Consider the following 26775-nt stretch of genomic DNA (forward strand, 5'->3'; position numbering starts at 1 on the left):
TTCGTTTTTTCTCATCAGCCCATTCATGTAAGGTTACTACTGATTCTCAGCACCATCAGCTCTCTAAAAGTACGCGTTTACATTACTATTCTGAATCCTCTTCATTTTATGAAATTATACCTTCTTTGTCAAGTTCAGACCCTATCTCACAGGATAGATTTTGGATATTCATCGCTTTGGTATATTTATTCATTTACTTTTTAATTAAATTAAAAAGATTAAAACTTATTTTTGAGCTTTATCTCAAAAATTCTTGACGATATGGTGCTTCTTTGCCATAATATAATCGTTTGTTATTAAGAAGAGGATTAATATGAAGAAAAAACTTATTGATTTTGGACTCGTAACTGCCGGGTCTTTTATTGCTGCTGTTGGTTTTAACTGCTTCTTCCTTGAAAACCACATCGCCTCTGGTGGGGTGGTCGGAATTGCTGTCAGTCTCAAGGCTTTACTTGGGTGGAATCCGGGTAACTTTGTCATGATTACCAACTTTCCATTATTGATTTCATGCTGGCTTTTCTTGGGAAAAGAAACATTTTTTAAAACAATTTACGGATCATGGATTTACTCTATCTTCATCAAATTAACTGAAGACCTCCCAAATCTTACCCATAATCCACTACTTGCTGCTCTTTTTGGAGCTGTTATTTGTGGTTTTGGTCTAGGAGTTGTTTTCTGGGGAAATTCTTCAACTGGTGGAACAGGGATTATCACCCAAATTCTCCATAAATACACACCACTGCCTTTAGCTGTCGCAATGACTATCGTTGATGGCTGTAGTGTAGCTATGGGATTTCTAGCCTTCGACGTCGATACTGTTATGTACTCTATTATTGCTTTATTGGTCATTGGATATGTCGTTAACAGCATGCAAATCGGTGTCACATCATCTCGTAACCTTATGATTATTTCTCCGAAAAATGATTTAATCAAAAATTATATTTCTATGGAAGCTGACCGTGGTGTGACAGAAATTCCTGTGACTGGTGGCTTCTCAGGCGAGCAACAAACAATGCTGATGACAACTGTCTCACGTCAAGAAGTTCCTCGTTTAGAAAAAAATATTCAAAAAATCGACGAAGCAGCCTTTATCGTTGTTATGCCTGCCACACAAGTTATGGGACGTGGTTTCAGCCTTAAAAAATACTACAAGCTTAACGAAAAAGATGCTATCTTACCAATGTAACTGAAATGTAACTCAAAGCCCCCTTTCTCTAATTGAAAATTGGGGCTTTTTCATGTACAATGAGCTTATAGATAAATATTATGAGGTGAAAAATTGCTTACAGTTTCTGATGTATCACTACGTTTCAGCGATAGAAAACTGTTTGATGAGGTTAACATCAACTTTACAGCTGGAAATACCTATGGTTTAATCGGTGCCAACGGTGCAGGAAAATCTACATTTTTAAAAATCTTGGCAGGAGATATTGAACCAACAACAGGTCATGTTTCCCTTGGACCAGACGAACGTCTATCAGTTCTTCGTCAAAATCACTTTGACTATGAAGAAGAACGTGCGATTGACGTTGTTATCATGGGAAATGAGCGCCTATACAACATTATGAAAGAAAAAGACGCTATCTACATGAAACCTGATTTTTCAGATGAAGATGGTGTCCGCGCAGCAGAATTAGAAAGTGAATTTGCTGAGCTTGGCGGTTGGGAAGCTGAAAGTGAAGCTTCACAATTGCTCCAAAACCTTAATATCCCTGAAGACCTTCACTACCAAAACATGAGTGAACTTGCTAACGGTGACAAAGTGAAAGTTCTCCTTGCCAAAGCTCTTTTTGGTAAACCAGATGTTCTTCTTCTTGACGAACCAACCAACGGTCTTGACATCCAATCAATCACTTGGTTAGAAGATTTCTTGATTGACTTTGAAAACACTGTTATCGTTGTTTCCCATGACCGTCACTTCTTGAACAAAGTATGTACACACATGGCTGACCTTGATTTCGGTAAAATCAAACTCTACGTTGGTAACTACGACTTCTGGAAACAATCTTCTGAACTTGCTGCCCGCTTGCAAGCTGACCGTAACGCCAAAGCAGAAGAAAAAATCAAAGAATTGCAAGAATTCGTTGCTCGTTTCTCTGCCAACGCTTCTAAATCAAAACAAGCCACTTCTCGTAAGAAAATGCTTGATAAAATCGAACTTGAAGAAATTGTTCCATCAAGTCGTAAATATCCGTTCATCAACTTCAAAGCTGAACGTGAACTTGGTAAAGATTTGCTAACAGTCGAAAACTTATCTGTCAAAATCGATGGGGAAATAGTTCTTGACAATATCAGCTTTATCCTACGTCCAGGTGATAAGACAGCATTTATCGGACAAAACGATATTCAAACAACAGCTCTTATCCGCGCTTTGATGGACGACATCGAATACGAAGGAACAATCAAATGGGGGGTAACTACTAGCCGTTCTTACCTTCCAAAAGATAACTCGCGTGATTTTGCATCTGGTGAATCAATCCTTGAATGGCTTCGCCAATTTGCATCTAAAGAAGAAGACGATAATACTTTCCTTCGTGGTTTCCTAGGACGCATGCTTTTCTCCGGAGATGAAGTTAACAAATCAGTTAGCGTTCTTTCAGGGGGAGAAAAAGTGCGCGTGATGCTTTCTAAATTGATGCTTCTTAAATCAAACGTTCTTGTCCTTGATGACCCAACTAACCACTTAGACTTGGAATCAATCTCAAGCTTAAACGATGGTCTGAAAGATTTCAAAGAATCAATCATCTTTGCTAGTCACGACCATGAATTTATTCAAACTCTTGCTAACCACATCGTAGTTATCTCTAAAAATGGAGTTATCGACCGTATCGATGAAACTTACGATGAATTTCTTGAAAATGAAGAAGTTCAAGCAAAAGTTAAAGAACTTTGGAAAGATTAATCATTTTGTCATAGCTTGCTATGACGGCTACAATATTTTATAGAAAAGAAACAGGTTGGGATTTTTATCTCAACCTGTCTTACTAACATTATGACATTTAAATCATTTAAACTAACCAAAAACAAACTTTACTACGCAGCTGCTTTTTGTCTACCATTGTTTATCTTATTTTTTGCTCTGTTAGCTGAAAATATTACCTTCAACAGTGAGACAACCATTTTAGCCAGTGATGGTTTTCACCAATATGTTATTTTTGCTGAAAATCTCCGAAATATTTTACACGGCTCAGATAGCATTTTCTACACTTTTACAAGTGGACTTGGGCTCAATTTTTACGCTCTAATAAGCTACTATCTCGGAAGTTTCTTCTCGCCTTTAGTCTACTTTTTCAGCTTAAAAACTATGCCTGATGCCATATATCTTTTTACGCTATTAAAAGTTGCTTGTATGGGGCTATCTTGCTTTTATAGCTTGCGAAAACTTTATCCAAAAGTATTAGAATCATTCACTATCATCTTATCAACATCATATGCTTTGATGAGTTTCGCCATTAGTCAAATTGAAATCAATATGTGGCTTGACGTCTTTATCCTCTTGCCACTTATTATTCTTGGTCTTAATCGTTTAATATTCCAAAAGAGATTCATCCTCTACTACGTTAGCTTAACCATTCTTTTCATCCAAAATTACTACTTTGGATTTATGGTAGCTATTTTCCTCACCTTGTATTTTCTTGTTCGATTAAGCAAAAATACAACCTGGAAAGATATTGGACGTCAATTCATCGACTTTACAGCCGTGTCAATCTTAGCAGGTCTATCTAGCTGTATCATGCTATTACCAACCTATTTAGACCTTTCAACGCATGGCGAAAAATTTTCTAGCTTTACAGAATGGTTTACAGACAGTTCTTGGTTCTTTGATTTATTTGCTAAGAACTTTGTTGGTGCTTATGACACCACCAAGTTTGGCTCTATTCCTATGATTTATGTAGGAATCTTTCCACTTATTCTTGCCATTATCTTCTTTACAATCAAGTCAATCAAATGGCAAACACGCGTAGCATACGGACTAATGTTGCTACTAATTATTGCTAGCTTTTATCTCGAGCCCCTTGATTTGATGTGGCAAGGAATGCACTCACCAAATATGTTTCTTCATCGCTACTCATGGACTTTCTCTATCTTGGTTATCCTTCTTGCAGCTGAAACATTATCGCATCTGAAAGAGCTAGAAACCAGACACTATCTTACTGGACTTATCCCGCTTGCTGCTGGTTTCTTGGCTAGCGCAGTGTTAAAAAATCACTATGATTTCTTAGAAACTCCTCAAATCGTTATCACATTTTCTTTCTTAATCGCCTACGCTATTATCCTACTTAGCCATGCTAAGCAATATTTGACCTTTAATTTTGTTGTAGGCTTTACACTTATCTTTACACTCTTTGAAATCTCCCTTAACACTTATTACCAAATTAATGCTTTAAACAATGAATGGGTATTCCCATCTCGCCAAAGCTATGCTCATGATTTAACAGATATCGAAAAACTCGTTCACAATGCCAAAGAACTAAATACAACATTCTACCGTACTGAAGAATTACTTCCACAAACAGGGAACGATAGCATGAAGTATAACTACAATGGTATTTCACAGTTCTCATCTATTCGCAATACAATATCTAGCAGCACATTAGACCGACTAGGATTTAAGTCAACTGGGACTAATCTAAATCTCCGTTACCAAAATAATACTTTGCTAATGGACAGTCTATTTGCTGTAAAATATAATCTTTCTGAAACAGATGCCAATAAATTTGGCTATAGTTGTGTTGATACTTCTGATAACATGTCACTATACGAAAATCAATATGCTTGCCAACTAGCTCTTCTGACAAATGGTCTTTACAAGGATATTGACTTCAGTGTCAACACACTTGACAATCAAACCAATTTAATCAATAACATCACAGGACTTTCTGAAAATTACTTTACACGTCTAGCATCCCAGCTAACTAGTGGCGCAAGTGATTTAAACGGTCGTATAACAACAAATAACGGCGATGAATTAAGTGCTCACGCTAATTACAGCCTTACAGTAGCTGGAAATACCCAACTTTATGTTAGCGTGCCAAATATTACCTTTGCTAACGAAAATAGCCAAAAAGTTCAAATTACTGTGAATGGTAAAAGCACAGAATATACGACTGATAATGCCTACACATTCTTTGATCTTGGTTACTTTAAAGACCCACAAACATTGCAAATTAACTTTATATTCCCTGAAAACACTCAGGTATCATTCAATCAGCCAAACTTTTATGCACTTGACTTGACTAGCTACCAAAAAGCTATAGATGCTATCAATAGCCAGCCTGTCTCAGTTACCACTGATAAAAATACCGTAACAGCGGCTTATACTGCAACAAAAGATTCATCACTGTTATTTACCATTCCCTATGACAAAGGATGGACAGCAACTCAAAATGACAAAAAGCTATCATTATCTAGAGCTCAGAATGGCTTTATGAAAGTTAATGTAAAAGCTGGAAAAGGCAAAGTAACGTTAACCTATCTTCCAACAGGATTTAAGCAAGGAGTAATCCTATCGCTTAGTGGTGTTATTCTATTTATGATCTACCATACCATAAGGAAACGAAAAAAAAGTAATTAAACATCAAACATCCCTCTGTTAATAAGTTGACAGTGGGATGTTTTTTCTTTAGTGGCTAACAAAAAAGGCAGACCATAATTGTCTGACCTTACCTAAATTAATTTGAAAAGCTTGATTCTTTTGTTTATCTGAGCAATAAAAAATCCTAAGTAAAACTTAGGAAGGTGTCTTATCACTCCGGCAGTAGGACTCGAACCTACGACATCATGATTAACAGTCATGCGCTACTACCAACTGAGCTATGCCGGATAAACAAAAAAACTGCTAAGCAGTAGTTTTATAGTCCGTACGGGATTCGAACCCGTGTTACCGCCGTGAAAAGGCGGTGTCTTAACCCCTTGACCAACGGACCAGAAGTTTTAGGATTTCCCCTCAACACTCTTATTATTATATCAGAAATTTTCGGTTTGTCTATAGTTTTTTTCAATTTTTTTACTTTTTTTTGAAGTTTTTTTGCACTAAAATATCGCCGAAAAATTCAAATAATTTTAACGTGTCAAAAATCCCTAAATAACAGGCTTTTTGAGATACTCTTATAGTAAAAATAAAGTAGTTGTTTACTAGTAAAAAGATGATATTTCGTTTACTACTTTTTTCCTTTTAAAAAATCACTTCTGCCCGAAAGTACGATTTTTAGTTGACAGAAAAGCTGTTATTTTGATAGAATGATTAAGTTGATATGGTCTCATAGCTCAGCTGGATAGAGCATTCGCCTTCTAAGCGAACGGTCGCAGGTTCGAATCCTGCTGGGATCAAATCTTTAGCCGACGTAAGTCGGCTTTTTTTATACATGTTTCACACGAAACCATAAAAAAGCAGTTCAGCTGAACTGCTTTTTTATTTATGATAAGGACTTCCTTGTTGAATCATGAAAGCACGGTAGATTTGCTCAGATAGCACTAAACGCATCAACTGATGAGGTAATGTCAGCAAACCAAAACTCATTTTCAAGTTAGCTCGCTTTTTAACTTTATCCGCTAATCCTAAGCTTCCTCCAATAACAAATACAATATCTGAATAGCCTCTCAACGTTGCATCAGCAATAATCTTACTAAATTCTTCTGATGGGAACTGTTTACCTTCAATAGCTAAGACAATGACGTAGTCACGATCTGAAATTTTACCTAAGATACGCTCGCCCTCTTTTTCCATAATTTGTTGATTTTGAGCATCACTGGCATTATCAGGTGTTTTTTCATCGGGTAATTCGATAATTTCAAATTTTGCAAAGCGACTCATGCGTTTGCCATATTCAGAAATGCCATCTTTTAAATATTTTTCTTTTAATTTTCCTACAGCGATAATTTTAACTTTCATGCTTTTATTTTACCACATATTCACAAGCTTTTCACACATTATCCACATGTTAACAAGCTATAAACAGGGCTATAATCGCCTTATTATCAGCTTTTTTGCACAAAAGCAAAAAGTTTTCCACAGGCTGTGGATTACTTTATTTTTTTTGACTTTTAAGGTATAATTAAGTCGTTTTTTGTATGCTAGCTATAAATAAAAAGGGAGGAAGAGACATGAAAAAAGTCAATTTTCCAAAAGTTAAATCAAAAAAAATTCTCAAGCCGCTGTCTGTCATTTTAATCGGATTCATCGGAGGTGTAGCTGGGACGCTACTGATTTTAAATATGGCTGGCATTTCGATAAATAACGTTAGCGGTTCAAGCACTAAAACAACCACAAGTAAAGTAAGTTATTCAAATTCTAATGATACGACAAAAGCCGTTTCAAAAGTTCAAGATGCTGTCGTATCCGTTATTAATTATCAATCAAATACTTCATCAAATGATCTGTACGCTCAATTATTTGGTGATAATGCAAATAGCAACAATTCAACATCTGATGACGATTTAAACATCTCTAGCGAAGGTTCTGGTGTTATTTACAAAAAAGACGGAAATTCTGCCTACGTTGTAACAAATAACCACGTCGTTGACGGCGCTGAACAGCTTGAAATCATGCTATCTGATGGTACAAAAGTCGTTGGAGAATTAGTCGGAGCTGATACTTATTCAGATATCGCTGTTGTCAAAATTGCTTCTGATAAAGTTTCTACCGTTGCTGAATTTGCTGACTCAGATAAAATTACCGTCGGGGAAACAGCTATTGCCATTGGTAGCCCACTTGGAACTGACTACGCAAACTCTGTAACACAAGGGATTGTCTCAAGTCTAAGCCGTACAGTAACAATGACTAATGACGATGGCGAAACTATCTCAACAAATGCTATCCAAACCGATGCCGCTATTAACCCAGGTAACTCTGGAGGTGCTTTGATTAATATCGAAGGACAAGTTATCGGTATCAACTCAAGTAAAATTTCTTCAACATCTAGTTCAGGTGAGTCTGTAGAAGGTATGGGATTTGCCATTCCATCTAATGATGTTGTTAAAATCATCAATCAATTGGAAGAAAACGGAAAAGTTATTCGTCCAGCACTTGGTATCACAATGGCTAACTTAAGCGATCTCTCAACTGTATCTATTAGCCACCTCAACATTCCAACTAGCGTCACTAGTGGTGTTGTTGTTGCTTCAGTACAATCAGGTATGCCTGCTGAAGGAACTCTTGAAAGATACGATGTCATCACAGCTATTGATGACGAAGAAGTTAACTCAATCACAGACCTTCAAAGTATTCTTTACGGACACTCAACTGGAGACTCTGTCAAAGTTACTTTCTACCGCGGTACAACTAAGAAAACTGAAGCAATTAAACTAACTAAAACAACTCAAGACCTCTCTTCTTCATCAGATTCATCAAATCAAAATCAATAATTTATAATCAAACATCAATGAGGCTGAGTTCTCTCAGCCTCATTTTTTAAAGGAAAAAATATGACTGAGACACTTAACCTAATAAATATTGACGATATTTCTCCAAATCCTTACCAACCACGCTTAGAATTTAAACAAGAAGAATTAGAAGAGCTATCCCGCTCAATCAAAGCTAATGGCCTTATTCAGCCCATTATCGTTCGAAAATCTGCTATCTTTGGATATGAGCTTATAGCAGGAGAGAGACGTCTTAAAGCTTCTAAAATGGCTGGTTTGAGCGAAATTCCAGCGATTATCAAAGAAATTTCTAATAAAGAAAGTATGCAACTGGCTATTGTCGAAAATTTGCAACGTTCAGACCTTAATCCCATCGAGGAAGCAAAAGCCTACCAGCAATTATTAGACAGAAATCAGATGACACACGAAGAATTGGCTCAATTCATGGGAAAATCTCGCCCTTACATCACCAACTGCTTACGATTATTGAATTTACCAAGTGCCATTTCTAAAGCCGTTGAGCGAGGGCAGCTATCCCAAGGTCACGCGCGCGTGCTTCTCACATTAAAAAATGAAAAAGAACAAGAGAAGTGGTATCAAAAAATCATTACTGAAGAAATTAGTGTCCGAAAACTGGAAGAATTAATCAAAAAATCTAACCCCGCTAAAAAATCTTCAAAAAAAAATAAAAAAAATATTTTTATTCGTCATCAAGAAGAAGAACTGTCAAAATTGTTAGGAGTCCCAGTTAGCTTATCCCTTGCCAAATCAGGCTTCAAGGGAGATTTGCAATTGCATTTTCAGAGCGAAGAAGACTTTAACAGAATTATCAACAGGCTAAAATAGCTTGTGAATTGCTCATTTTTTATTTCATAGTTTTCCACAAGAAAAAAAGGCTAAATCACCCGATTTTAAGCCTTTTTTTGTGTTGTCCACAACCTGTGGATAACTTTTATAAACACTGTGGATTTTTATTTTTCACTGTTGTGGAAAACTTTTTTATTTTATGTTAGAATATTGTATGAATTATCCACAAAAAAGGAAACTACTATGACTGAAAATGAACAAATTTTTTGGAATAGGGTTCTCGAGTTAGCAAAAAGTCAACTAAAACAAGCAACATACGAATTTTTCGTTTTAGATGCTAGGCTGATTCAAATTGAGCAAAATATAGCGACAATTTATCTAGACCCTATGAAAGAACTATTTTGGGATAAAAATTTGAAACCAATCATTTTGACGGCTGGTTTCGAGGTTTATAACGCTGAAATTGTAGTAAACTATGTTTTCGAAGAAGACTTAGCAAAACAAGCAGTAGCTGAACCAACATCCCAAGTTCTCCAAGCACCACAAAAAAGTAACTTGCCACAGGTTGATTCAGACCTAAATACAAAGTACACTTTTGACAACTTTGTACAAGGGGATGAAAACCGTTGGGCTTTTTCTGCGTCTTACGCTGTTGCGGACGCCCCAGGAACGACTTACAACCCTTTATTTATTTGGGGTGGACCTGGACTTGGAAAAACTCACTTGCTAAATGCCATTGGTAATGCCGTACTTCAAAACAATCCTAAAGCACGTGTGAAGTACATCACTGCAGAAAATTTCATCAATGAATTTGTTATCCATATTCGATTGGACACTATGGAAGAATTGAAAGAAAAATTCCGTAATCTTGATGTCTTGCTCATCGATGATATCCAATCTTTAGCGAAAAAAACATTATCTGGTACGCAAGAAGAATTTTTCAATACCTTCAATGCGCTTTACGATAACAACAAGCAAATCGTGCTCACCAGCGACCGCACACCAGATCATCTGGACAATTTGGAACAACGTCTGGTCACGCGCTTCAAATGGGGATTAACTATTAATATCACACCGCCTGATTTTGAAACACGTGTTGCCATTTTGACAAACAAAACACAAGAATATGATTTTGTGTTCCCGCAGGATACTATTGAATATCTAGCAGGACAGTTTGATTCTAACGTGCGTGATCTTGAAGGTGCTTTGAAAGATATTAGTCTTGTTGCAAGTATCAAAAAAGCTAAAACAATCACCGTTGATATTGCTGCGGAAGCCATCCGTGCACGTAAGCAAGATGGTCCAAAAATGACAGTCATCCCGATCGAAGAAATCCAAAGTCAAGTTGGAAAATTCTATGGTGTTACCGTCAAAGAAATTAAAGCAACCAAACGAACACAAGATATCGTTTTGGCGCGACAAGTAGCAATGTACCTCACACGTGAAATGACAGATAACTCACTTCCGAAAATCGGTAAGGAATTTGGTGGGCGTGACCACTCAACGGTCCTTCACGCTTATAATAAAATCAAAAATATGATAGCTCAAGATAACAACTTACGTATTGAAATCGAAACTATAAAAAACAAGATTAAATAGTGGGTGTGGATAACGTGCCAAAATTCTAGAGAGTTATCCACAGGTTGTGAACAACTCTCTTTCGCTGATTTTTCTAGCGTTTTTAGAGTTATCAACAGTTTAAACAAGACCTACTACTACTACTAACTTAATACTTATAAATAAAGGAGTTATCTCATGATAAAATTCTCAATTAATAAATCATTCTTTCTTCAAGCATTGAATGCAACTAAGAGAGCAATCTCTACGAAGAACGCACTTCCAATTTTATCTACAATCAAAATTGAAGTACAAAACAACAACATTACTTTAACTGGTTCTAATGGACAAATTTCTATTGAAAACACAATTCCAACAACAAATGAAAATGCAGGTCTATTAATTACATCACCAGGTGCAGTACTATTAGAAGCAAACTTCTTTATTAATATTGTTTCAAGTCTTCCAGATGTAACATTAGATTTTGAAGAAATTGAAAGTCACCAAATCGTATTGACAAGTGGTAAATCAGAAATCACACTTAAAGGAAAAGATGTTGATCTTTACCCTCGTCTTCAAGAAATGGCAACTGAAAATCCACTTGTTATTGAAACAAAACTATTAAAATCAATTATTACTGAAACAGCATTTGCAGCTAGTCTTCAAGAAAGTCGTCCAATTTTGACAGGTGTTCACATGGTTCTTAGTGATCACAAAGATTTTAAAGCTGTAGCAACTGACTCACACCGTATGAGCCAACGTAAATTAACTTTGGAAAATACATCAAACGACTTTAATGTTGTTGTTCCAAGTAAATCACTTCGTGAATTTGCGGCTGTATTTACAGATGACATTGAAACTGTTGAAGTCTTCTTCTCAGATAGCCAAATGCTCTTTAGAAGTGACTACATTAGTTTCTACACACGTCTTCTAGAAGGAAATTACCCTGATACTGACCGCTTGTTGACAAATTCATTTGAAACTGAAGTTACATTCAATACAAATGCTCTTCGTTCAGCTATGGAACGTGCTCACTTGATTTCAAATGCTACACAAAATGGTACTGTTAAACTTGAAATTACAAATAACAGCGTATCAGCACACGTTAACTCTCCAGAAGTTGGTAAAGTAAACGAAGAACTTGATATCATTGACCAATCAGGTAGCGATTTAACAATCAGCTTTAACCCAACTTATCTTATTGAAGCTCTTAAAGCTTTGAAGAGTGAAACAGTTATTATCCGTTTCATCTCTCCAGTACGTCCATTTACTTTGGTACCAGGTGATGATGCTGAAAATCTTATCCAACTTATCACACCAGTTCGTACAAACTAAAAATCTTTAAGGAAACTTTAAGGATGACTTCGTATACTATAATCATCCTAAAACTTTTCTTTTTCATAATCTCCGGCAAGGGTACTGTCTATGCAGTGCTCTTGCTTTTTATGTTATAATATCTTTTGATATGACACTTTATATTATTGCTAATCCTCATTCAGGAAATCGTAGTGCCAAAGATATTATTGCAACGTTGAAAAATCACTCAGAGCAAAACGTAATTACTTTTTTTACGCGATATCGAAATGATGAAGAAAATCAAGTTAAGCAAGTTTTAAAATCTTTTCAATGCTCACAAGATAAGTTATTGATTCTTGGTGGTGATGGAACTTTGTCTAAAGTTTTGTATTATTGGCCAGCTGAAATTCCATTTGCTTATTATCCGATTGGTTCGGGAAATGATTTTGCGCGTGCTCTTGGTTTAAGAAAAAATCCAATTCAGCTAATGAAATCACTGGAAAAAGCGCCAAAAGAGATTACTGTTTTCACTTATCAGAAAGGTTTAGTGTTAAATAGTTTAGACCTTGGTTTTGCTTCATGGGTGATTAATCACGTTGAACATTCAAAGCTTAAAGCGAAACTCAATAAATATCATTTAGGAAATTTAATTTACGTTTTAACGGCAATTCAGTGTTTGATTAAGAAACCAGCATTTGCTTCACTTGTTTTAGAAAATGAAGTGGGAGAGTCTATTGAGCTGAAAGACCTTTTCTTTTTTTCACTAGCCAATAACACTTATTTTGGTGGTGGCGTGATGATTTGGCCAGATGCAACGGCCTATTCTGGAAATTTAGATTGTGTTTATGCTAAAGGTGAGACTTTGTGGAAACGAGCTTTGGTGTTGCTTACTTTAGTTTTGAAACAGCACAAGCGTCTCAATTATTTCCAGCATCAGACTTACCGAAAAATCACTCTAAAACCATCTGAGAGCAGCCTAATCGAGATTGATGGAGAAATTGTATCGCTTGATGAAGTGACTTTATCACCTCAGAAACGTTATATTTATTTGTAAAGGAGAAATCATGTACGAAATTGGAAGCCTTGTTGAAATGAAAAAGCCTCATGCATGCACTATCAAAGCCACTGGTAAAAAAGCGAATGAGTGGGAAGTTGTTCGTGTTGGTGCTGATATTAAAATTCGCTGCACTAACTGTGACCATATTGTCATGATGAGTCGTCATGATTTCGAACGTAAATTGAAAAAAGTATTGTCATAAGAATATATCAATTTGATTAAGTCTGCGCATATAGCGGGCTTTTTTGTTTGATTTTATGCTATAATAGTTTTGATTGAATAAATTTAACGGAGACTAATAAAATATGGCTTTAACAGCAGGTATCGTTGGTTTACCAAACGTCGGAAAATCAACACTTTTTAATGCGATTACAAAGGCAGGTGCGGAAGCTGCTAACTATCCTTTCGCGACAATTGACCCTAACGTTGGTATGGTAGAAGTCCCAGATGAACGTCTACAAAAATTGACTGAACTTATTACACCTAAAAAAACAGTTCCAACAACATTTGAATTTACTGATATTGCAGGTATCGTAAAAGGTGCATCTCGTGGTGAAGGCCTTGGTAATAAATTCCTTGCTAACATTCGTGAAGTTGATGCGATTGTTCACGTTGTTCGTGCATTTGATGACGAAAACGTTATGCGTGAACAAGGTCGTGAAGATGCCTTTGTTGATCCACTTGCTGATATCGATACAATCAACTTGGAATTGATTCTTGCCGACTTAGAATCAGTCAACAAACGTTATGCGCGTGTTGAAAAAGTGGCACGTACACAAAAAGATAAAGATTCTGTTGCAGAATTTAACGTTCTTCAAAAAATCAAACCAGTACTTGAAGATGGTAAATCAGCTCGTACAATTGAATTTACAGAAGACGAACAAAAAATTGTTAAACAATTATTCCTTTTGACAACAAAACCAGTTCTTTACGTAGCAAACGTCGATGAAGATAAAGTTGCTAATCCAGATGATATCGAATATGTGAAACAAATTCGTGAATTTGCAGCAACTGAAAATGCTGAAGTTGTTGTTATCTCAGCACGTGCAGAAGAAGAAATCTCTGAACTTGACGATGAAGATAAAGAATTCTTCCTTGAAGATCTTGGTTTGAAAGAATCTGGTGTCGACCGTTTGACTCGTGCAGCTTACCACTTGCTTGGTCTTGGAACTTATTTCACTGCAGGTGAAAAAGAAGTTCGTGCATGGACATTTAAACGTGGTATCAAAGCACCTCAAGCAGCTGGTATCATTCACTCTGACTTCGAACGTGGATTCATCCGTGCAATTACAATGTCTTACGATGATTTAATCAAATACGGTTCAGAAAAAGCTGTCAAAGAAGCAGGTCGTCTTCGTGAAGAAGGGAAAGATTATGTGGTTCAAGATGGTGACATCATGGAATTCCGCTTTAACGTCTAAGCTAATTAATAATTGAAAATCAAATGAGGTTGGAAAAAGTTTTTCCAGCCCTTTTGACATTTGAAAGGAAAAATAATGGTAAAAATGATTGTTGGTCTGGGAAATCCAGGCAGTAAATATCACGAAACACGTCACAATATTGGTTTTATGGCAATTGACCGTCTGGCAAAAGACTTAAATGTGACATTTTCAGAAGATAAAAACTTTAAAGCAGAAGTTGGCTCTGCTTTTATCAACAGTGAAAAAGTTTATCTTGTAAAACCAACAACTTTTATGAATAATTCTGGAATTGCGGTTCATGCTTTGTTGACTTATTATAATATCGCTATTGAAGATTTTATGGTAATTTATGATGATTTAGATATGGAAGTTGGTCGTATTCGTCTTCGTCAAAAAGGCTCTGCTGGTGGTCACAACGGTATCAAATCAATTATTGCTCATACAGGAACACAAGCATTTGATCGTATTAAAGTTGGCATTGGACGTCCAAAACAAGGACGATCAGTTGTTGATCATGTTCTTGGAAAATTTGATAAAGATGATTACATCACAGTAACGAATACACTTGAAAAAGTGAATGATGCCGTTCAATTTTATTTACAGGAAGCAGACTTTGTGAAGACAATGCAAAAATTTAATGGGTAAAGTCTATGAATATCATTGATTTATTTAGCCAGAATAAGCTGATTCAAACATGGCATAGAGGAGTATCAAATCTTGGTAGACAACTTATAATGGGGTTGTCAGGAGCAAGCAAGGCTCTTGCCATTGCTTCGGCTTATCAGGCAAATGAAGAAAAAATTGTTGTTCTGACATCAACTCAAAATGAAGTTGAAAAATTAGCCAGTGATTTATCTGGGTTAATTGGTGAGGATAAGGTTTATACATTTTTTGCGGATGACGTTGCAGCAGCAGAATTTATTTTTGCGTCTATGGATAAAGCTCACTCGCGATTGGAAGCTTTAAATTTTTTACAAGATACTACACAAACAGGAATCTTAATTACAAGCTTGGTAGGGGCACGAGTTTTATTACCAAATCCCAAAGCTTATGCTGAGAGTCAGTTGAAATTTGTTGTTGGTGAGGATTACAACCTTGACAAGGTTGTAAAGGTCTTGTCAAACGTAGGTTACCAGAAGGTATCCCAAGTTTTAAATCCTGGGGAGTTTAGCAGACGTGGTGATATTGTAGATATTTATGAGGTGACGGCTGACTATCCTTATCGTTTAGAATTCTTTGGTGATGAAGTTGATGGTATTCGTGAGTTCGATGCTGAAACTCAAAAATCACTTAGTAACGTTGAGCAAGTTACAATCTACCCTGCAGATGAATTGATTTTGTCTGAGGAAGACTTTACTAGAGCTAGTACAGCTTTTGAAAAATACCTAGAAACAGCTAAAGATGCTCAACATGCTTATCTAAGTGAACTTTATGCTGCAACACAGGAACATTATCGTCATCAGGATATAAGACGTTTCTTATCGCTCTTTTATGCTAAAGAATGGACGCTTTTGGATTACATTCCAAAAGGGACACCTGTGTTCTTTGATGACTATCAAAAGATTGTTGATCGCAATGCTAAGTTTGATTTAGAGGTTGCAAACTTGTTGACAGAGGATTTACAACGTGGTAAAGCTGTGTCAAGTTTGGTTTACTTTGCTGATATTTATAAAGATTTGCGTCAGTATCAGCCAGCAACCTTTTTCTCAAACTTCCATAAAGGATTAGGAAATCTAAAATTCGATAGTCTGCACAATTTTATGCAATATCCTATGCAGGAATTTTTCAATCAGTTTCCGTTATTGATTGACGAAATCAATCGTTATCAAAAGTCCAAAGCAACTATTCTAATTCAGTCGGACACACAACATGGCTTAGAGCGTCTGCAGGAAAACTTGCAGGAGTATGGTTTGGATTTGCCGATGGTTTCTGCAGATGAAGTGCAAGAACATCAGGCACAGCTAATTACCGGTAACCTTTCAAATGGTTTTTACTTTGCTGATGAAAAAATTGTCTTAATAACAGAGCATGAAATTTATCACAAGAAAGTCAAACGTCGTATTCGTCGTTCAAATATCAGCAATGCTGAACGTTTAAAAGACTATAATGAACTTTCTAAAGGTGATTATGTTGTTCACCATGTTCATGGTATTGGTAAGTTTTTAGGAATTGAGACAATTGAAATTCATGGTGTGCATCGTGACTACTTGACCATTCAATATCAAGGTTCTTCGACAATTTCCTTGCCAGTTGAGCAGATTGAAAGTTTATCAAAATATGTTTCAGCTGATGGCAAAGAGCCTAAAATTAATAAATTAAATGATGGTCGTTTCCAAAAGACTAAACAAAAAGTTTCTAAGCAAGTTGAAGATATTGCTGATGATTTATTGAAATTATACGCCGAACGTAGCCAGATGAAAGGTTTTGCTTTCTCACCAGACGACGATCTTCAACGAGAGTTTGATGATGATTTTGCTTATGTTGAGACAGAGGATCAACTTCGTTCAATCAAGGAAATCAAACACGATATGGAAGAAGCTAAACCTATGGATCGTCTTTTGGTAGGTGATGTTGGTTTTGGTAAAACAGAAGTTGCTATGCGTGCAGCCTTCAAGGCAGTTAATGACCACAAGCAAGTAGCTGTTTTGGTGCCAACTACTGTTCTTGCTCAACAGCACTTCACAAATTTCTCAGAGCGTTTTGATAATTATCCTGTAGAGGTGGCTGTTCTTAGCCGTTTCCAAAGTAAAAAAGAGCAAAATGAGACTTTAGAGAAATTAAAACAAGGTCAAGTTGATATCATTATTGGTACGCATCGACTCTTGTCTAAAGACGTTGAATTTGCTGATTTGGGCCTGATTATTATTGATGAAGAACAGCGTTTTGGTGTTAAGCACAAGGAAAAATTAAAAGAACTTAAAACTAAAGTCGACGTGCTAACGTTAACGGCAACCCCAATTCCACGAACTTTGCATATGTCCATGCTAGGAATTCGTGATTTGTCAGTTATCGAAACGCCACCGACAAATCGTTATCCTGTTCAAACTTATGTTTTGGAAACTAATCCTGGCTTGATTCGCGAAGCCATTATTCGTGAAATGGATCGCGGTGGTCAAGTTTTCTACGTTTACAATCGAGTTGACACGATTGACCAAAAAGTATCAGAACTGCAAGAGCTAGTTCCTGAAGCTAGTATTGGTTTTGTTCATGGTCAAATGAGTGAAATTCAACTTGAAAACACGTTGATGGATTTTATTGAAGGTGTTTACGACGTTCTTGTTGCGACGACTATCATTGAAACAGGCGTTGATATTTCAAATGTTAATACACTTTTCATTGAAAATGCTGACCATATGGGCTTGTCAACTTTGTATCAACTTCGTGGTCGTGTTGGGCGTTCTAATCGTATTGCTTATGCTTACCTCATGTATCGCCCAGACAAGATTTTGACAGAAGTTTCTGAGAAACGTTTGGATGCTATTAAAGGTTTTACAGAACTTGGATCTGGTTTCAAGATTGCAATGCGAGATTTGTCTATTCGTGGTGCGGGAAATATTCTTGGTGCCTCACAAAGTGGTTTTATCGATTCAGTTGGATTTGAAATGTATTCGCAACTGCTAGAAGAAGCTATTGCTAAGAAGCAGGGCAAATCTCAAACACGTCGTAAGAGCAATGCTGAGATCAATCTACAAATTGATGCTTATCTTCCAAGTGATTATATTGATGACGAACGTCAAAAAATCGAAATTTACAAACGTATTCGTGAAATTGAAAGTCAAAATGATTATCAAACTTTACAGGATGAATTAATTGACCGTTTTGGAGAGTATCCAGATCAGGTTGCTTATCTTCTTGAAATTGGTCTCGTGAAATCGTACATGGACAATGCTTTTACTGAACTTGTTGAACGTAAAGATAACAATTTGTTGGTACGTTTTGAGAAAGCTTCGCTGCAACACTATTTAACACAAGATTATTTTGAGGCTCTGTCTAAAACAGATTTGAAAGCCCGCATTGGAGAAAATCAAGGTAAGATTGAAATTACGTTCAATGTCAGAGGTAAAAAAGATTACGAAATTCTAGAAGAACTTCAAAAATTTGGTAGCATGTTGGCTGAAATCAAAGCCAGAAAAGCCCAAGAAAACTAGTTGTCAAAGAATTTTGACAATGTTTCACGTCGAACATTTTTATACTTACTATAGTAGAAATAGTATTTTCACTAAGAGAGCATTTGCTCTCTTTTTATTACATTATCTTAACAAACAGATTGAAAGCATCTATTTTCTGAAAAAAAGTGATAAAATAGAAAAGATTGCGAGGTAAAATATATGAGACTAGATAAATATTTAAAAGTATCCCGTATTATTAAACGTCGTCCAGTAGCAAAAGAAGTTGCTGATAAAGGGCGTATCAAAGTTAATGGCATCTTAGCCAAATCATCAACAGATTTAAAACTTAACGACGAAGTTGAAATTCGTTTTGGAAATAAATTGCTGACAGTACGTGTCCTTGAAATGAAAGACAGTACCAAAAAAGAAGATGCTACTAAAATGTATGAAATCATTAATGAAACAAGGATAGAAGCGGATGGAGAAGCCTAATATCGTTCAGTTGAACAATCAATACATCAACGATGAAAACACCAAAAAACGTTACCTTGAAGAGGAAAATCGTAAACGTAATCGTTTTATGGGGTGGATTTTGATTGTTGTAATGTTGTTGTTCATTTTACCGACATATAATCTTGTCAAAAGTTATCAAACACTGCAAGAGCGTAAAGATAAAGTTGTATCACTTCAAAAAACTTACAATAACTTAGTTGTTGAGACAGATGCAGAAAAAGTCTTGGCTAATCGCTTAAAAGATGACACTTATGTTGAAAAATACGCTCGTGCGAAATACTATTTGTCACGCTCAGGCGAAACAGTTTATCCATTGCCAAATTTATTACCAAAATAATATGGAAAATTTAATCGAAACAATTGAAAAATTTTTAGCCTATTCCGATGAAAAATTAGAAGAATTGGCAAAAGAAAATCAAAAATTACGTGAAGAAAACCATCAAATACCCAAAAAATAATGAAAGGAGGAGCCAATGAAAAAATTATTCGCAGTGATGCTAATACCATTTTTCTTGACTTCTCTTTCTGCTGTTAGTACTGAAAAAAATGTTGATTTAACTAATGTCGAAAAGTATCAATTGGCTGCTGGTATTGCAACAACAGCAGCTTATTATGACTCACTACCGTCAAATCCGATTCTTATACAAGCAACCGATGTTTTTAAAGATAGTAATTTGACAACTGTATCAGGGTCACTTGCTGCTAATCAGCATCTAGATGTTATTGATTTATCCGTTAACGATAATTCAGAACCTGTCTTCAAATTATCAAATGGTTCTTATATTGAGGCGAGTCATCAATTGATTTACGATGATGTGGTTCTTAGTCAAGAATCTGATAACGAAAAATATTGGCTAAAAGAGGATTTCAAAGTGTATCAAGCACCGTATGTTGTAGGTACACATGAAGTTCAGACTGATTTAACAGCTTATTCAGCTGTTACAGTTACTCAAAAAGCTACAACTTATCATGGAACTTATTATAAAGTTGATGGCAAAGGTTGGATTAGCGAAGACTATCTATCAACCTCTGATAACCGTATGGAAAAAGTTCAGCAGGTTCTTAATCAGAAATATAATAAGGGTAATTATTCTATTTACGTTAAACAATTATCAACGCAAGAAACAGCAGGTATTAATTCTGACACAACCATGTACGCAGCTAGTGTTGCTAAACTCGCAACACTTTACTACGTTGAAGAAAAAATTCAAGACGGCAGTGTTAAGATGGATGATAAATTAAGATACACTGCTGATGTGAATAATTTTTCTAAAGCCTATAATCCAAGTGGTAGCGGGAAAATTAGCAAGACAGCTGACAATAAGGATTATAGTGTTGAAGACTTGTTAAAAGCTGTCTGCCAGCATTCTGATAATGTTGCAACAAACATCTTAGGTTACTATATTGCTAAACAATATGGTGAACATTTCACTTCAGATATCAGTGCTATAACGAATACAGCATTTGATATGAAATCGCGTGAAATGTCTTCCAAAACAGCTGCTGACTTAATGGAAGCTATCTATCAGCAAAATGGAGATATCATTTCTTATCTATCGTCAACTGATTTTGACACAGCACGTATCTCTAAAGATATCAATGTTCAAGTTGCTCATAAAATCGGTGATGCCTATGACTATAGACACGATGTTGCGATAGTCTACGCTAATGAACCTTTTATCTTATCAATTTTCACAGATAATGCTTCGTACGACGATATTTCAAATATCGCTAACGACGTTTACAATATTTTAAAATAGTGATGTCTTATGTATGATAAATTAGTAAAAGAAATTCAAAAGAAGGCATATTTTGCCAAACATAAAAAAGTTTTAATAGCTGTCTCAGGTGGAGTAGATTCTATGAATCTGCTACACTTTTTGTATATATACCGAAAAAAATTAGGTATAGAAATTGGGATTGCTCACGTCAATCACAAACAACGTGTTGAATCAGATACAGAAGAAAATTATTTACGAGATTGGGCAAACGAGCACCAAGTTCCAATTTATGTTTCTTATTTTTCAGGAAATTTTTCTGAAAAAACGGCGCGTGATTTCCGATATCACTTTTTTAAGCAAATTATGAATGAGCAAAACTACACAGCACTTGTAACAGCTCATCATGCTGATGACCAAGCAGAAACAATCTTTATGAGACTTTTACGGGGTAGCCGCTTGCGCCATTTATCAGGAATTCAAGCAGTCTCTCCCTTTGCTAATGGTGAATTAATTCGTCCCTTTTTAGACTATTTCAAAAAAGATTTACCAGATGTTTTTCATTTTGAAGATGATTCAAATCAATCTTTAGAGTTTTTGAGAAATCGTATTAGAAATCGTTATATTCCGATTTTGGAGGAAGAAAATCCAAAATTTAAGCAGGGACTTCGTCAGCTTGGAGAAGAAAGTGAGCAACTTTTTCAAGCTTTCCAAGACTTAACACAAAATATTGATGTGACGAATTGTTCTCAGTTTTTGGCTCAATCTCAAGCAGTTCAAACAATTCTTCTTCAAAATTATCTTGAAAATTACCCTGATTTACAGGTTACTCGTGGACAATTTGAAGAAATTTTACAGACGTTGAGAAATAAATCAAATGCGAAGTATCACATAAAATCTAATTATTGGTTAGTTAAGGACTACGATGCATTTCAGATTAAAAAAATCAGCCCTAAGACCGATAGGGAACTAGATCAAAAGATGATAGACTATAGTAGTATAGTCAATTATGGTCAGTATCGATTTCAATTTGTCAGCAGAGATAAGGAAGGTATTGCCCTTTATAGTCTAAGTCCGGTTCTTCTACGGCGAAGACAAGAAGGTGATCGTATTGATTTTGGAAAATTTTCAAAGAAATTGCGTAGGCTTTTTATTGATGAAAAGATTCCAAGTCAAGAACGAGCTGATGCCATTATTGGTGAACAAGATGGAAAAATAATTTTTGTCCTGGTTGCTGATAAAACTTATTTGAGAAAACCCTCTAAACATGATATAATGGAGGGCAAATTGTATATTGAAAAAATTAGAAATAGGTGATGTCATGCTTGAACAAGATATTGAAAAAGTGTTATATTCTGAAGAGGAGATTGTTAGTAAAACCAAAGAATTGGGTGAACAACTCACAAAAGATTATGAAGGTAAAAATCCTCTATTGATTGGTGTTTTAAAAGGTTCTGTTCCGTTTATGGCAGAATTGATTAAACACATTGATACGCACGTTGAAATTGATTTTATGGTCGTTTCTAGCTATCATGGTGGAACACAAAGTAGTGGTGAGGTAAAAATCCTTAAAGATGTAAATACGAATATTGAAGGTCGTGATGTCATCTTTATCGAAGATATTATCGATACAGGACGTACTCTAAAATACCTTCGTGACATGTTTAAATATCGTAAAGCTAATTCAGTTAAAATTGCAACCCTTTTTGATAAACCAGAAGGTCGTGTTGTTGATATTGAAGCTGACTATGTCTGCTACGATGTACCAAATGAGTTTATCGTAGGGTTTGGCCTTGACTATGCTGAACGTTACCGTAATTTACCATATGTTGGCGTTTTGAAAGAAGAAATCTATTCAAAATAGTAGAAAGTCGTTAGTTATATGAAAAATAACAAAAATAATGGCTTTGTAAAAAATTCCTTTATCTATATTCTTGTTATTATTGCGGCGATTACCGCATTCCAATATTATTTAAGGGGAACAAGTACACAAAGCCAGCAAATTAATTACTCGACTTTAGTTAAACAAATTAAATCGGGTGATATTAAATCAATTACTTACCAGCCAAGCGGAAGTATTATCGAAGTAAGTGGTAAGTACAAAAAGGCTCAAAAAACAAAATCAAGTGCCTCACTTCCATTTCTAGAAGGAGATACTTCAACTTCTGTTACTGAATTTACATCAATCATCTTACCAAGCGATTCTTCTATTGATTCACTTACTAAAGCAGCAGAAAAAGCTGATGTTGATGTAAATATCAAACAAGAGAGCTCAAGCGGCACTTGGCTATCGTTGGCACTTACTTATCTTCCACTTATCTTAGTGATCGTTTTCTTCTTCATGATGATGAATCAAGGAGGAAATGGTGCTCGTGGAGCAATGAGCTTTGGTAAAAACCGAGCTAAATCACAACAAAAAGGTGATGTAAAAGTAAGATTCTCTGATGTTGCTGGTGCTGAAGAAGAAAAACAAGAACTTGTTGAAGTTGTTGATTTCTTGAAAAATCCTAAAAAATATAAAGCACTTGGAGCACGTATCCCGGCAGGTGTCCTTCTTGAAGGCCCTCCAGGAACAGGTAAAACACTTCTTGCAAAAGCCGTTGCCGGTGAATCAGGCGTTCCATTTTTCTCAATTTCAGGTTCTGATTTTGTTGAGATGTTCGTTGGTGTAGGTGCAAGTCGTGTAAGATCTCTCTTTGAAGATGCTAAGAAAGCTGAACGTGCCATTATTTTCATCGATGAAATTGATGCTGTAGGTCGTCGCCGTGGTGCCGGTATGGGTGGCGGAAACGATGAACGTGAACAAACCCTCAACCAACTTCTTATCGAAATGGATGGTTTTGAAGGGAATGAAAATATCATCGTTATTGCTGCAACTAACCGAAGTGATGTGCTAGACCCGGCTCTTCTTCGTCCAGGACGTTTTGACCGTAAAATTCTTGTCGGTAGTCCAGATGTTAAGGGACGTGAAGCTATTCTTCGAGTGCATGCTAAAAACAAACCATTAGCAGAAGATGTTAACTTAAAAGTCGTCGCACAACAAACCCCTGGTTTTGTCGGTGCAGATCTTGAAAATGTCTTAAATGAAGCTGCCCTTGTAGCAGCTCGCCGTAATAAAACTAAAATTGATGCTTCAGATATTGATGAAGCTGAAGATAGAGTTATTGCAGGACCATCTAAGAAAGATCGTACTATTTCACAACGTGAGCGCGAAATGGTCGCATACCATGAAGCTGGACACACTATTGTTGGTTTAGTTCTCTCAAGTGCTCGTGTTGTACACAAAGTCACAATTGTCCCTCGAGGTCGTGCTGGCGGATACATGATTGCTCTTCCAAAAGAAGATCAAATGCTTCACTCTAAGTCAGATCTCAAAGAACAATTAGCTGGTTTAATGGGTGGACGAGTTGCTGAAGAAATTATCTTTAATGCACAAACAACTGGTGCATCAAATGACTTTGAACAAGCAACACAATTAGCTCGCGCGATGGTCACTGAGTACGGTATGAGTGAAAAACTTGGCCCTGTTCAATATGAAGGTAGCCATGCAATGATGGCAGGTCAACTGTCACCAGAAAAATCATACTCACCTCAAACTGCACAGTTGATTGATGATGAAGTCCGCGCACTTCTTAATGAAGCACGTAACAAAGCTGCTGATATCATTAATAATAATCGCGAAACTCATAAACTTATTGCAGAAGCACTTCTTAAATATGAAACTCTTGATGCTGCTCAGATTAAATCAATTTACGAAACAGGTAAAGTACCTGCTGAGTTAGAAGAAGATACTGAAGAAGCACATGCACTTTCATATGATGAAGTGAAAGAAAAGATGGATGACTCAGAAGAATAACTTTTGAACAAGTCTAAGACATCATATAAGCAAAAAAGAAGGCCGTTTGGCCTTCTTTTTACTTATGTATATAATAGAATAAACAGCTGTAAAAACGCCTCAAAATGAGCCATTTACGCGGTATGAAAGGAAGAATAAGATAAAATGAAAAACTTTTCAAAAAAGTGTTGACAGTGTAAGTTAAGTTTAGTATACTAATATAGCTGTCGCATGAGACGGCAAGAGTTTCTAAGAGGTTGAAAAAAACTTTGAAAAAAGTTCTTGACAAAGCCTGTTAGAAATGTTAAACTAATATAGCTGTTGTTTGAGAGAGAACGATGGCAATCAGATTTGAAACTTGTTTGAAAAAACTTTGAAAAAGTTGTTGACAACGAGAGTTAAATTTGATAGAATATAGAAGTTGTCTCGAGTGAGACAAAGACCTTTGAAAACTGAACAATACGAACCAAACGTGCGGGTTACGGAAGTAACCTGTCAAAAAACGATAAATCTGTCAGTGACAGAATGAGAACAAGATTAAATGAGAGTTTGATCCTGGCTCAGGACGAACGCTGGCGGCGTGCCTAATACATGCAAGTAGAACGCTGAAGACTTTAGCTTGCTAAAGTTGGAAGAGTTGCGAACGGGTGAGTAACGCGTAGGTAACCTGCCTACTAGCGGGGGATAACTATTGGAAACGATAGCTAATACCGCATAACAGCATTTAACACATGTTAGATGCTTGAAAGGAGCAATTGCTTCACTAGTAGATGGACCTGCGTTGTATTAGCTAGTTGGTGAGGTAACGGCTCACCAAGGCGACGATACATAGCCGACCTGAGAGGGTGATCGGCCACACTGGGACTGAGACACGGCCCAGACTCCTACGGGAGGCAGCAGTAGGGAATCTTCGGCAATGGGGGCAACCCTGACCGAGCAACGCCGCGTGAGTGAAGAAGGTTTTCGGATCGTAAAGCTCTGTTGTAAGAGAAGAACGTGTGTGAGAGTGGAAAGTTCACACAGTGACGGTAACTTACCAGAAAGGGACGGCTAACTACGTGCCAGCAGCCGCGGTAATACGTAGGTCCCGAGCGTTGTCCGGATTTATTGGGCGTAAAGCGAGCGCAGGCGGTTTAATAAGTCTGAAGTTAAAGGCAGTGGCTTAACCATTGTTCGCTTTGGAAACTGTTAGACTTGAGTGCAGAAGGGGAGAGTGGAATTCCATGTGTAGCGGTGAAATGCGTAGATATATGGAGGAACACCGGTGGCGAAAGCGGCTCTCTGGTCTGTAACTGACGCTGAGGCTCGAAAGCGTGGGGAGCAAACAGGATTAGATACCCTGGTAGTCCACGCCGTAAACGATGAGTGCTAGGTGTTAGGCCCTTTCCGGGGCTTAGTGCCGCAGCTAACGCATTAAGCACTCCGCCTGGGGAGTACGACCGCAAGGTTGAAACTCAAAGGAATTGACGGGGGCCCGCACAAGCGGTGGAGCATGTGGTTTAATTCGAAGCAACGCGAAGAACCTTACCAGGTCTTGACATCCCGATGCTATTCCTAGAGATAGGAAGTTTCTTCGGAACATCGGTGACAGGTGGTGCATGGTTGTCGTCAGCTCGTGTCGTGAGATGTTGGGTTAAGTCCCGCAACGAGCGCAACCCCTATTGTTAGTTGCCATCATTAAGTTGGGCACTCTAGCGAGACTGCCGGTAATAAACCGGAGGAAGGTGGGGATGACGTCAAATCATCATGCCCCTTATGACCTGGGCTACACACGTGCTACAATGGTTGGTACAACGAGTCGCGAGTCGGTGACGGCAAGCAAATCTCTTAAAGCCAATCTCAGTTCGGATTGTAGGCTGCAACTCGCCTACATGAAGTCGGAATCGCTAGTAATCGCGGATCAGCACGCCGCGGTGAATACGTTCCCGGGCCTTGTACACACCGCCCGTCACACCACGAGAGTTTGTAACACCCGAAGTCGGTGAGGTAACCTTTTGGAGCCAGCCGCCTAAGGTGGGATAGATGATTGGGGTGAAGTCGTAACAAGGTAGCCGTATCGGAAGGTGCGGCTGGATCACCTCCTTTCTAAGGATAAACGGAA

At 36.9% G+C, this 26775-nt stretch carries 20 protein-coding genes, 3 tRNA genes, 1 rRNA gene and 1 other annotated feature (1 of these 25 only partly in view); of the genes, 21 read left to right on the top strand and 3 right to left on the bottom strand.

The genetic code is table 11. The annotated features are described in order from the left end of the window. Nucleotides 1–108 (bottom strand) — a binding site (T-box leader); it reaches 102 nt to the left of the window's first position. 205 nt (nucleotides 109–313) lie between these two features. The 3 genes from ACN0NP_RS04640 to ACN0NP_RS04650 all read left to right on the top strand — a co-directional run bounded on the left by ACN0NP_RS04640 (nucleotide 314) and on the right by ACN0NP_RS04650 (nucleotide 5575). Next, complete coding sequence (locus ACN0NP_RS04640; protein WP_024344474.1) at nucleotides 314–1186, top strand: YitT family protein; 873 nt, start codon at nucleotides 314–316, stop codon at nucleotides 1184–1186. Between the two features lie 93 nt (nucleotides 1187–1279). After that, complete coding sequence (locus tag ACN0NP_RS04645) at nucleotides 1280–2902, top strand: ATP-binding cassette domain-containing protein (protein WP_423217659.1); 1623 nt, start codon at nucleotides 1280–1282, stop codon at nucleotides 2900–2902. Nucleotides 2903–2992: 90 nt separating this feature from the next. Beyond that, on the top strand, nucleotides 2993–5575 hold the full coding sequence (locus ACN0NP_RS04650) for a YfhO family protein (protein WP_423217660.1): 2583 nt from the start codon (nucleotides 2993–2995) through the stop codon (nucleotides 5573–5575). A 175-nt stretch (nucleotides 5576–5750) separates the two neighbouring features. On the opposite strand, the gene ACN0NP_RS04655 is transcribed toward ACN0NP_RS04650, so the two are convergent. Both ACN0NP_RS04655 and ACN0NP_RS04660 read right to left on the bottom strand, forming a co-directional pair. Continuing rightward, a tRNA-Asn gene (locus ACN0NP_RS04655) sits at nucleotides 5751–5824 on the bottom strand. A gap of 31 nt (nucleotides 5825–5855) precedes the next feature. Next, nucleotides 5856–5927 (bottom strand) — tRNA-Glu (locus ACN0NP_RS04660). Nucleotides 5928–6256: 329 nt separating this feature from the next. Between ACN0NP_RS04660 and ACN0NP_RS04665 the strand changes: the two genes are divergently transcribed. After that, a tRNA-Arg gene (locus ACN0NP_RS04665) sits at nucleotides 6257–6330 on the top strand. A gap of 82 nt (nucleotides 6331–6412) precedes the next feature. Here the strand turns inward: ACN0NP_RS04665 and rlmH are convergent. Next, entirely contained in the window at nucleotides 6413–6892 is a 480-nt protein-coding gene (rlmH, locus tag ACN0NP_RS04670; protein ID WP_004233682.1) for a 23S rRNA (pseudouridine(1915)-N(3))-methyltransferase RlmH, read from the bottom strand. 212 nt (nucleotides 6893–7104) lie between these two features. Between rlmH and ACN0NP_RS04675 the strand changes: the two genes are divergently transcribed. The 17 genes from ACN0NP_RS04675 to ACN0NP_RS04755 all read left to right on the top strand — a co-directional run bounded on the left by ACN0NP_RS04675 (nucleotide 7105) and on the right by ACN0NP_RS04755 (nucleotide 26759). Continuing rightward, nucleotides 7105–8364 carry a S1C family serine protease gene (locus ACN0NP_RS04675; RefSeq protein ID WP_423217661.1) on the top strand — a complete coding sequence of 420 codons (1260 nt, stop codon included), beginning with the start codon at nucleotides 7105–7107 and terminating at the stop codon, nucleotides 8362–8364. Between the two features lie 60 nt (nucleotides 8365–8424). Beyond that, the gene (locus tag ACN0NP_RS04680; RefSeq protein WP_423217662.1) at nucleotides 8425–9207 is read left to right on the top strand and encodes a ParB/RepB/Spo0J family partition protein; all 783 of its coding nucleotides are present in this window, start codon (nucleotides 8425–8427) and stop codon (nucleotides 9205–9207) included. Between the two features lie 204 nt (nucleotides 9208–9411). Then, entirely contained in the window at nucleotides 9412–10767 is a 1356-nt protein-coding gene (dnaA, locus tag ACN0NP_RS04685) for a chromosomal replication initiator protein DnaA (protein WP_024344479.1), read from the top strand. Between the two features lie 156 nt (nucleotides 10768–10923). Beyond that, nucleotides 10924–12060, top strand: a complete 1137-nt coding sequence (gene dnaN / locus ACN0NP_RS04690; RefSeq protein ID WP_021143391.1) for a DNA polymerase III subunit beta — start codon at nucleotides 10924–10926, stop codon at nucleotides 12058–12060. Nucleotides 12061–12190: 130 nt separating this feature from the next. Then, nucleotides 12191–13075: a diacylglycerol/lipid kinase family protein gene (locus ACN0NP_RS04695; RefSeq protein ID WP_423216886.1), complete on the top strand. Its 885-nt coding sequence runs from the start codon at nucleotides 12191–12193 to the stop codon at nucleotides 13073–13075. 10 nt (nucleotides 13076–13085) lie between these two features. Further along, nucleotides 13086–13280, top strand: a complete 195-nt coding sequence (locus ACN0NP_RS04700; RefSeq protein ID WP_004233691.1) for a DUF951 domain-containing protein — start codon at nucleotides 13086–13088, stop codon at nucleotides 13278–13280. Nucleotides 13281–13383: 103 nt separating this feature from the next. Next, nucleotides 13384–14499 (top strand): redox-regulated ATPase YchF, encoded by a 1116-nt coding sequence (gene ychF, locus ACN0NP_RS04705; RefSeq protein ID WP_024344481.1) that lies wholly within the window; start codon nucleotides 13384–13386, stop codon nucleotides 14497–14499. Between the two features lie 75 nt (nucleotides 14500–14574). Continuing rightward, nucleotides 14575–15144 (top strand): aminoacyl-tRNA hydrolase, encoded by a 570-nt coding sequence (pth, locus tag ACN0NP_RS04710; RefSeq protein WP_423216887.1) that lies wholly within the window; start codon nucleotides 14575–14577, stop codon nucleotides 15142–15144. Between the two features lie 5 nt (nucleotides 15145–15149). Next, on the top strand, nucleotides 15150–18647 hold the full coding sequence (gene mfd, locus ACN0NP_RS04715; protein ID WP_423216888.1) for a transcription-repair coupling factor: 3498 nt from the start codon (nucleotides 15150–15152) through the stop codon (nucleotides 18645–18647). A 180-nt stretch (nucleotides 18648–18827) separates the two neighbouring features. Further along, nucleotides 18828–19100, top strand: coding sequence for an RNA-binding S4 domain-containing protein (locus ACN0NP_RS04720; protein WP_004233698.1), 273 nt, complete (start codon nucleotides 18828–18830; stop codon nucleotides 19098–19100). Next, entirely contained in the window at nucleotides 19087–19458 is a 372-nt protein-coding gene (locus ACN0NP_RS04725) for an FtsB family cell division protein (protein WP_021143399.1), read from the top strand. Before ACN0NP_RS04720 ends, ACN0NP_RS04725 begins: the two co-directional genes overlap by 14 nt. A gap of 1 nt (nucleotide 19459) precedes the next feature. After that, nucleotides 19460–19579 carry an SP_0009 family protein gene (locus tag ACN0NP_RS04730; RefSeq protein WP_074629920.1) on the top strand — a complete coding sequence of 40 codons (120 nt, stop codon included), beginning with the start codon at nucleotides 19460–19462 and terminating at the stop codon, nucleotides 19577–19579. A 15-nt stretch (nucleotides 19580–19594) separates the two neighbouring features. Next, nucleotides 19595–20881, top strand: coding sequence for a serine hydrolase (locus ACN0NP_RS04735; protein WP_033153635.1), 1287 nt, complete (start codon nucleotides 19595–19597; stop codon nucleotides 20879–20881). 9 nt (nucleotides 20882–20890) lie between these two features. Next, complete coding sequence (gene tilS / locus ACN0NP_RS04740) at nucleotides 20891–22156, top strand: tRNA lysidine(34) synthetase TilS (RefSeq protein ID WP_423216889.1); 1266 nt, start codon at nucleotides 20891–20893, stop codon at nucleotides 22154–22156. Nucleotides 22157–22160: 4 nt separating this feature from the next. After that, nucleotides 22161–22703, top strand: coding sequence for a hypoxanthine phosphoribosyltransferase (gene hpt / locus ACN0NP_RS04745; RefSeq protein ID WP_024344485.1), 543 nt, complete (start codon nucleotides 22161–22163; stop codon nucleotides 22701–22703). An 18-nt stretch (nucleotides 22704–22721) separates the two neighbouring features. Then, nucleotides 22722–24695, top strand: a complete 1974-nt coding sequence (ftsH, locus tag ACN0NP_RS04750) for an ATP-dependent zinc metalloprotease FtsH (RefSeq protein ID WP_423216890.1) — start codon at nucleotides 22722–22724, stop codon at nucleotides 24693–24695. Nucleotides 24696–25211: 516 nt separating this feature from the next. Beyond that, nucleotides 25212–26759, top strand: a 16S ribosomal RNA gene (locus ACN0NP_RS04755). Nucleotides 26760–26775 lie beyond the last annotated feature (16 nt).

This window comes from Streptococcus equinus, assembly GCF_049393805.1.
Classification (GTDB): Bacteria; Bacillota; Bacilli; order Lactobacillales; family Streptococcaceae; genus Streptococcus; species Streptococcus equinus.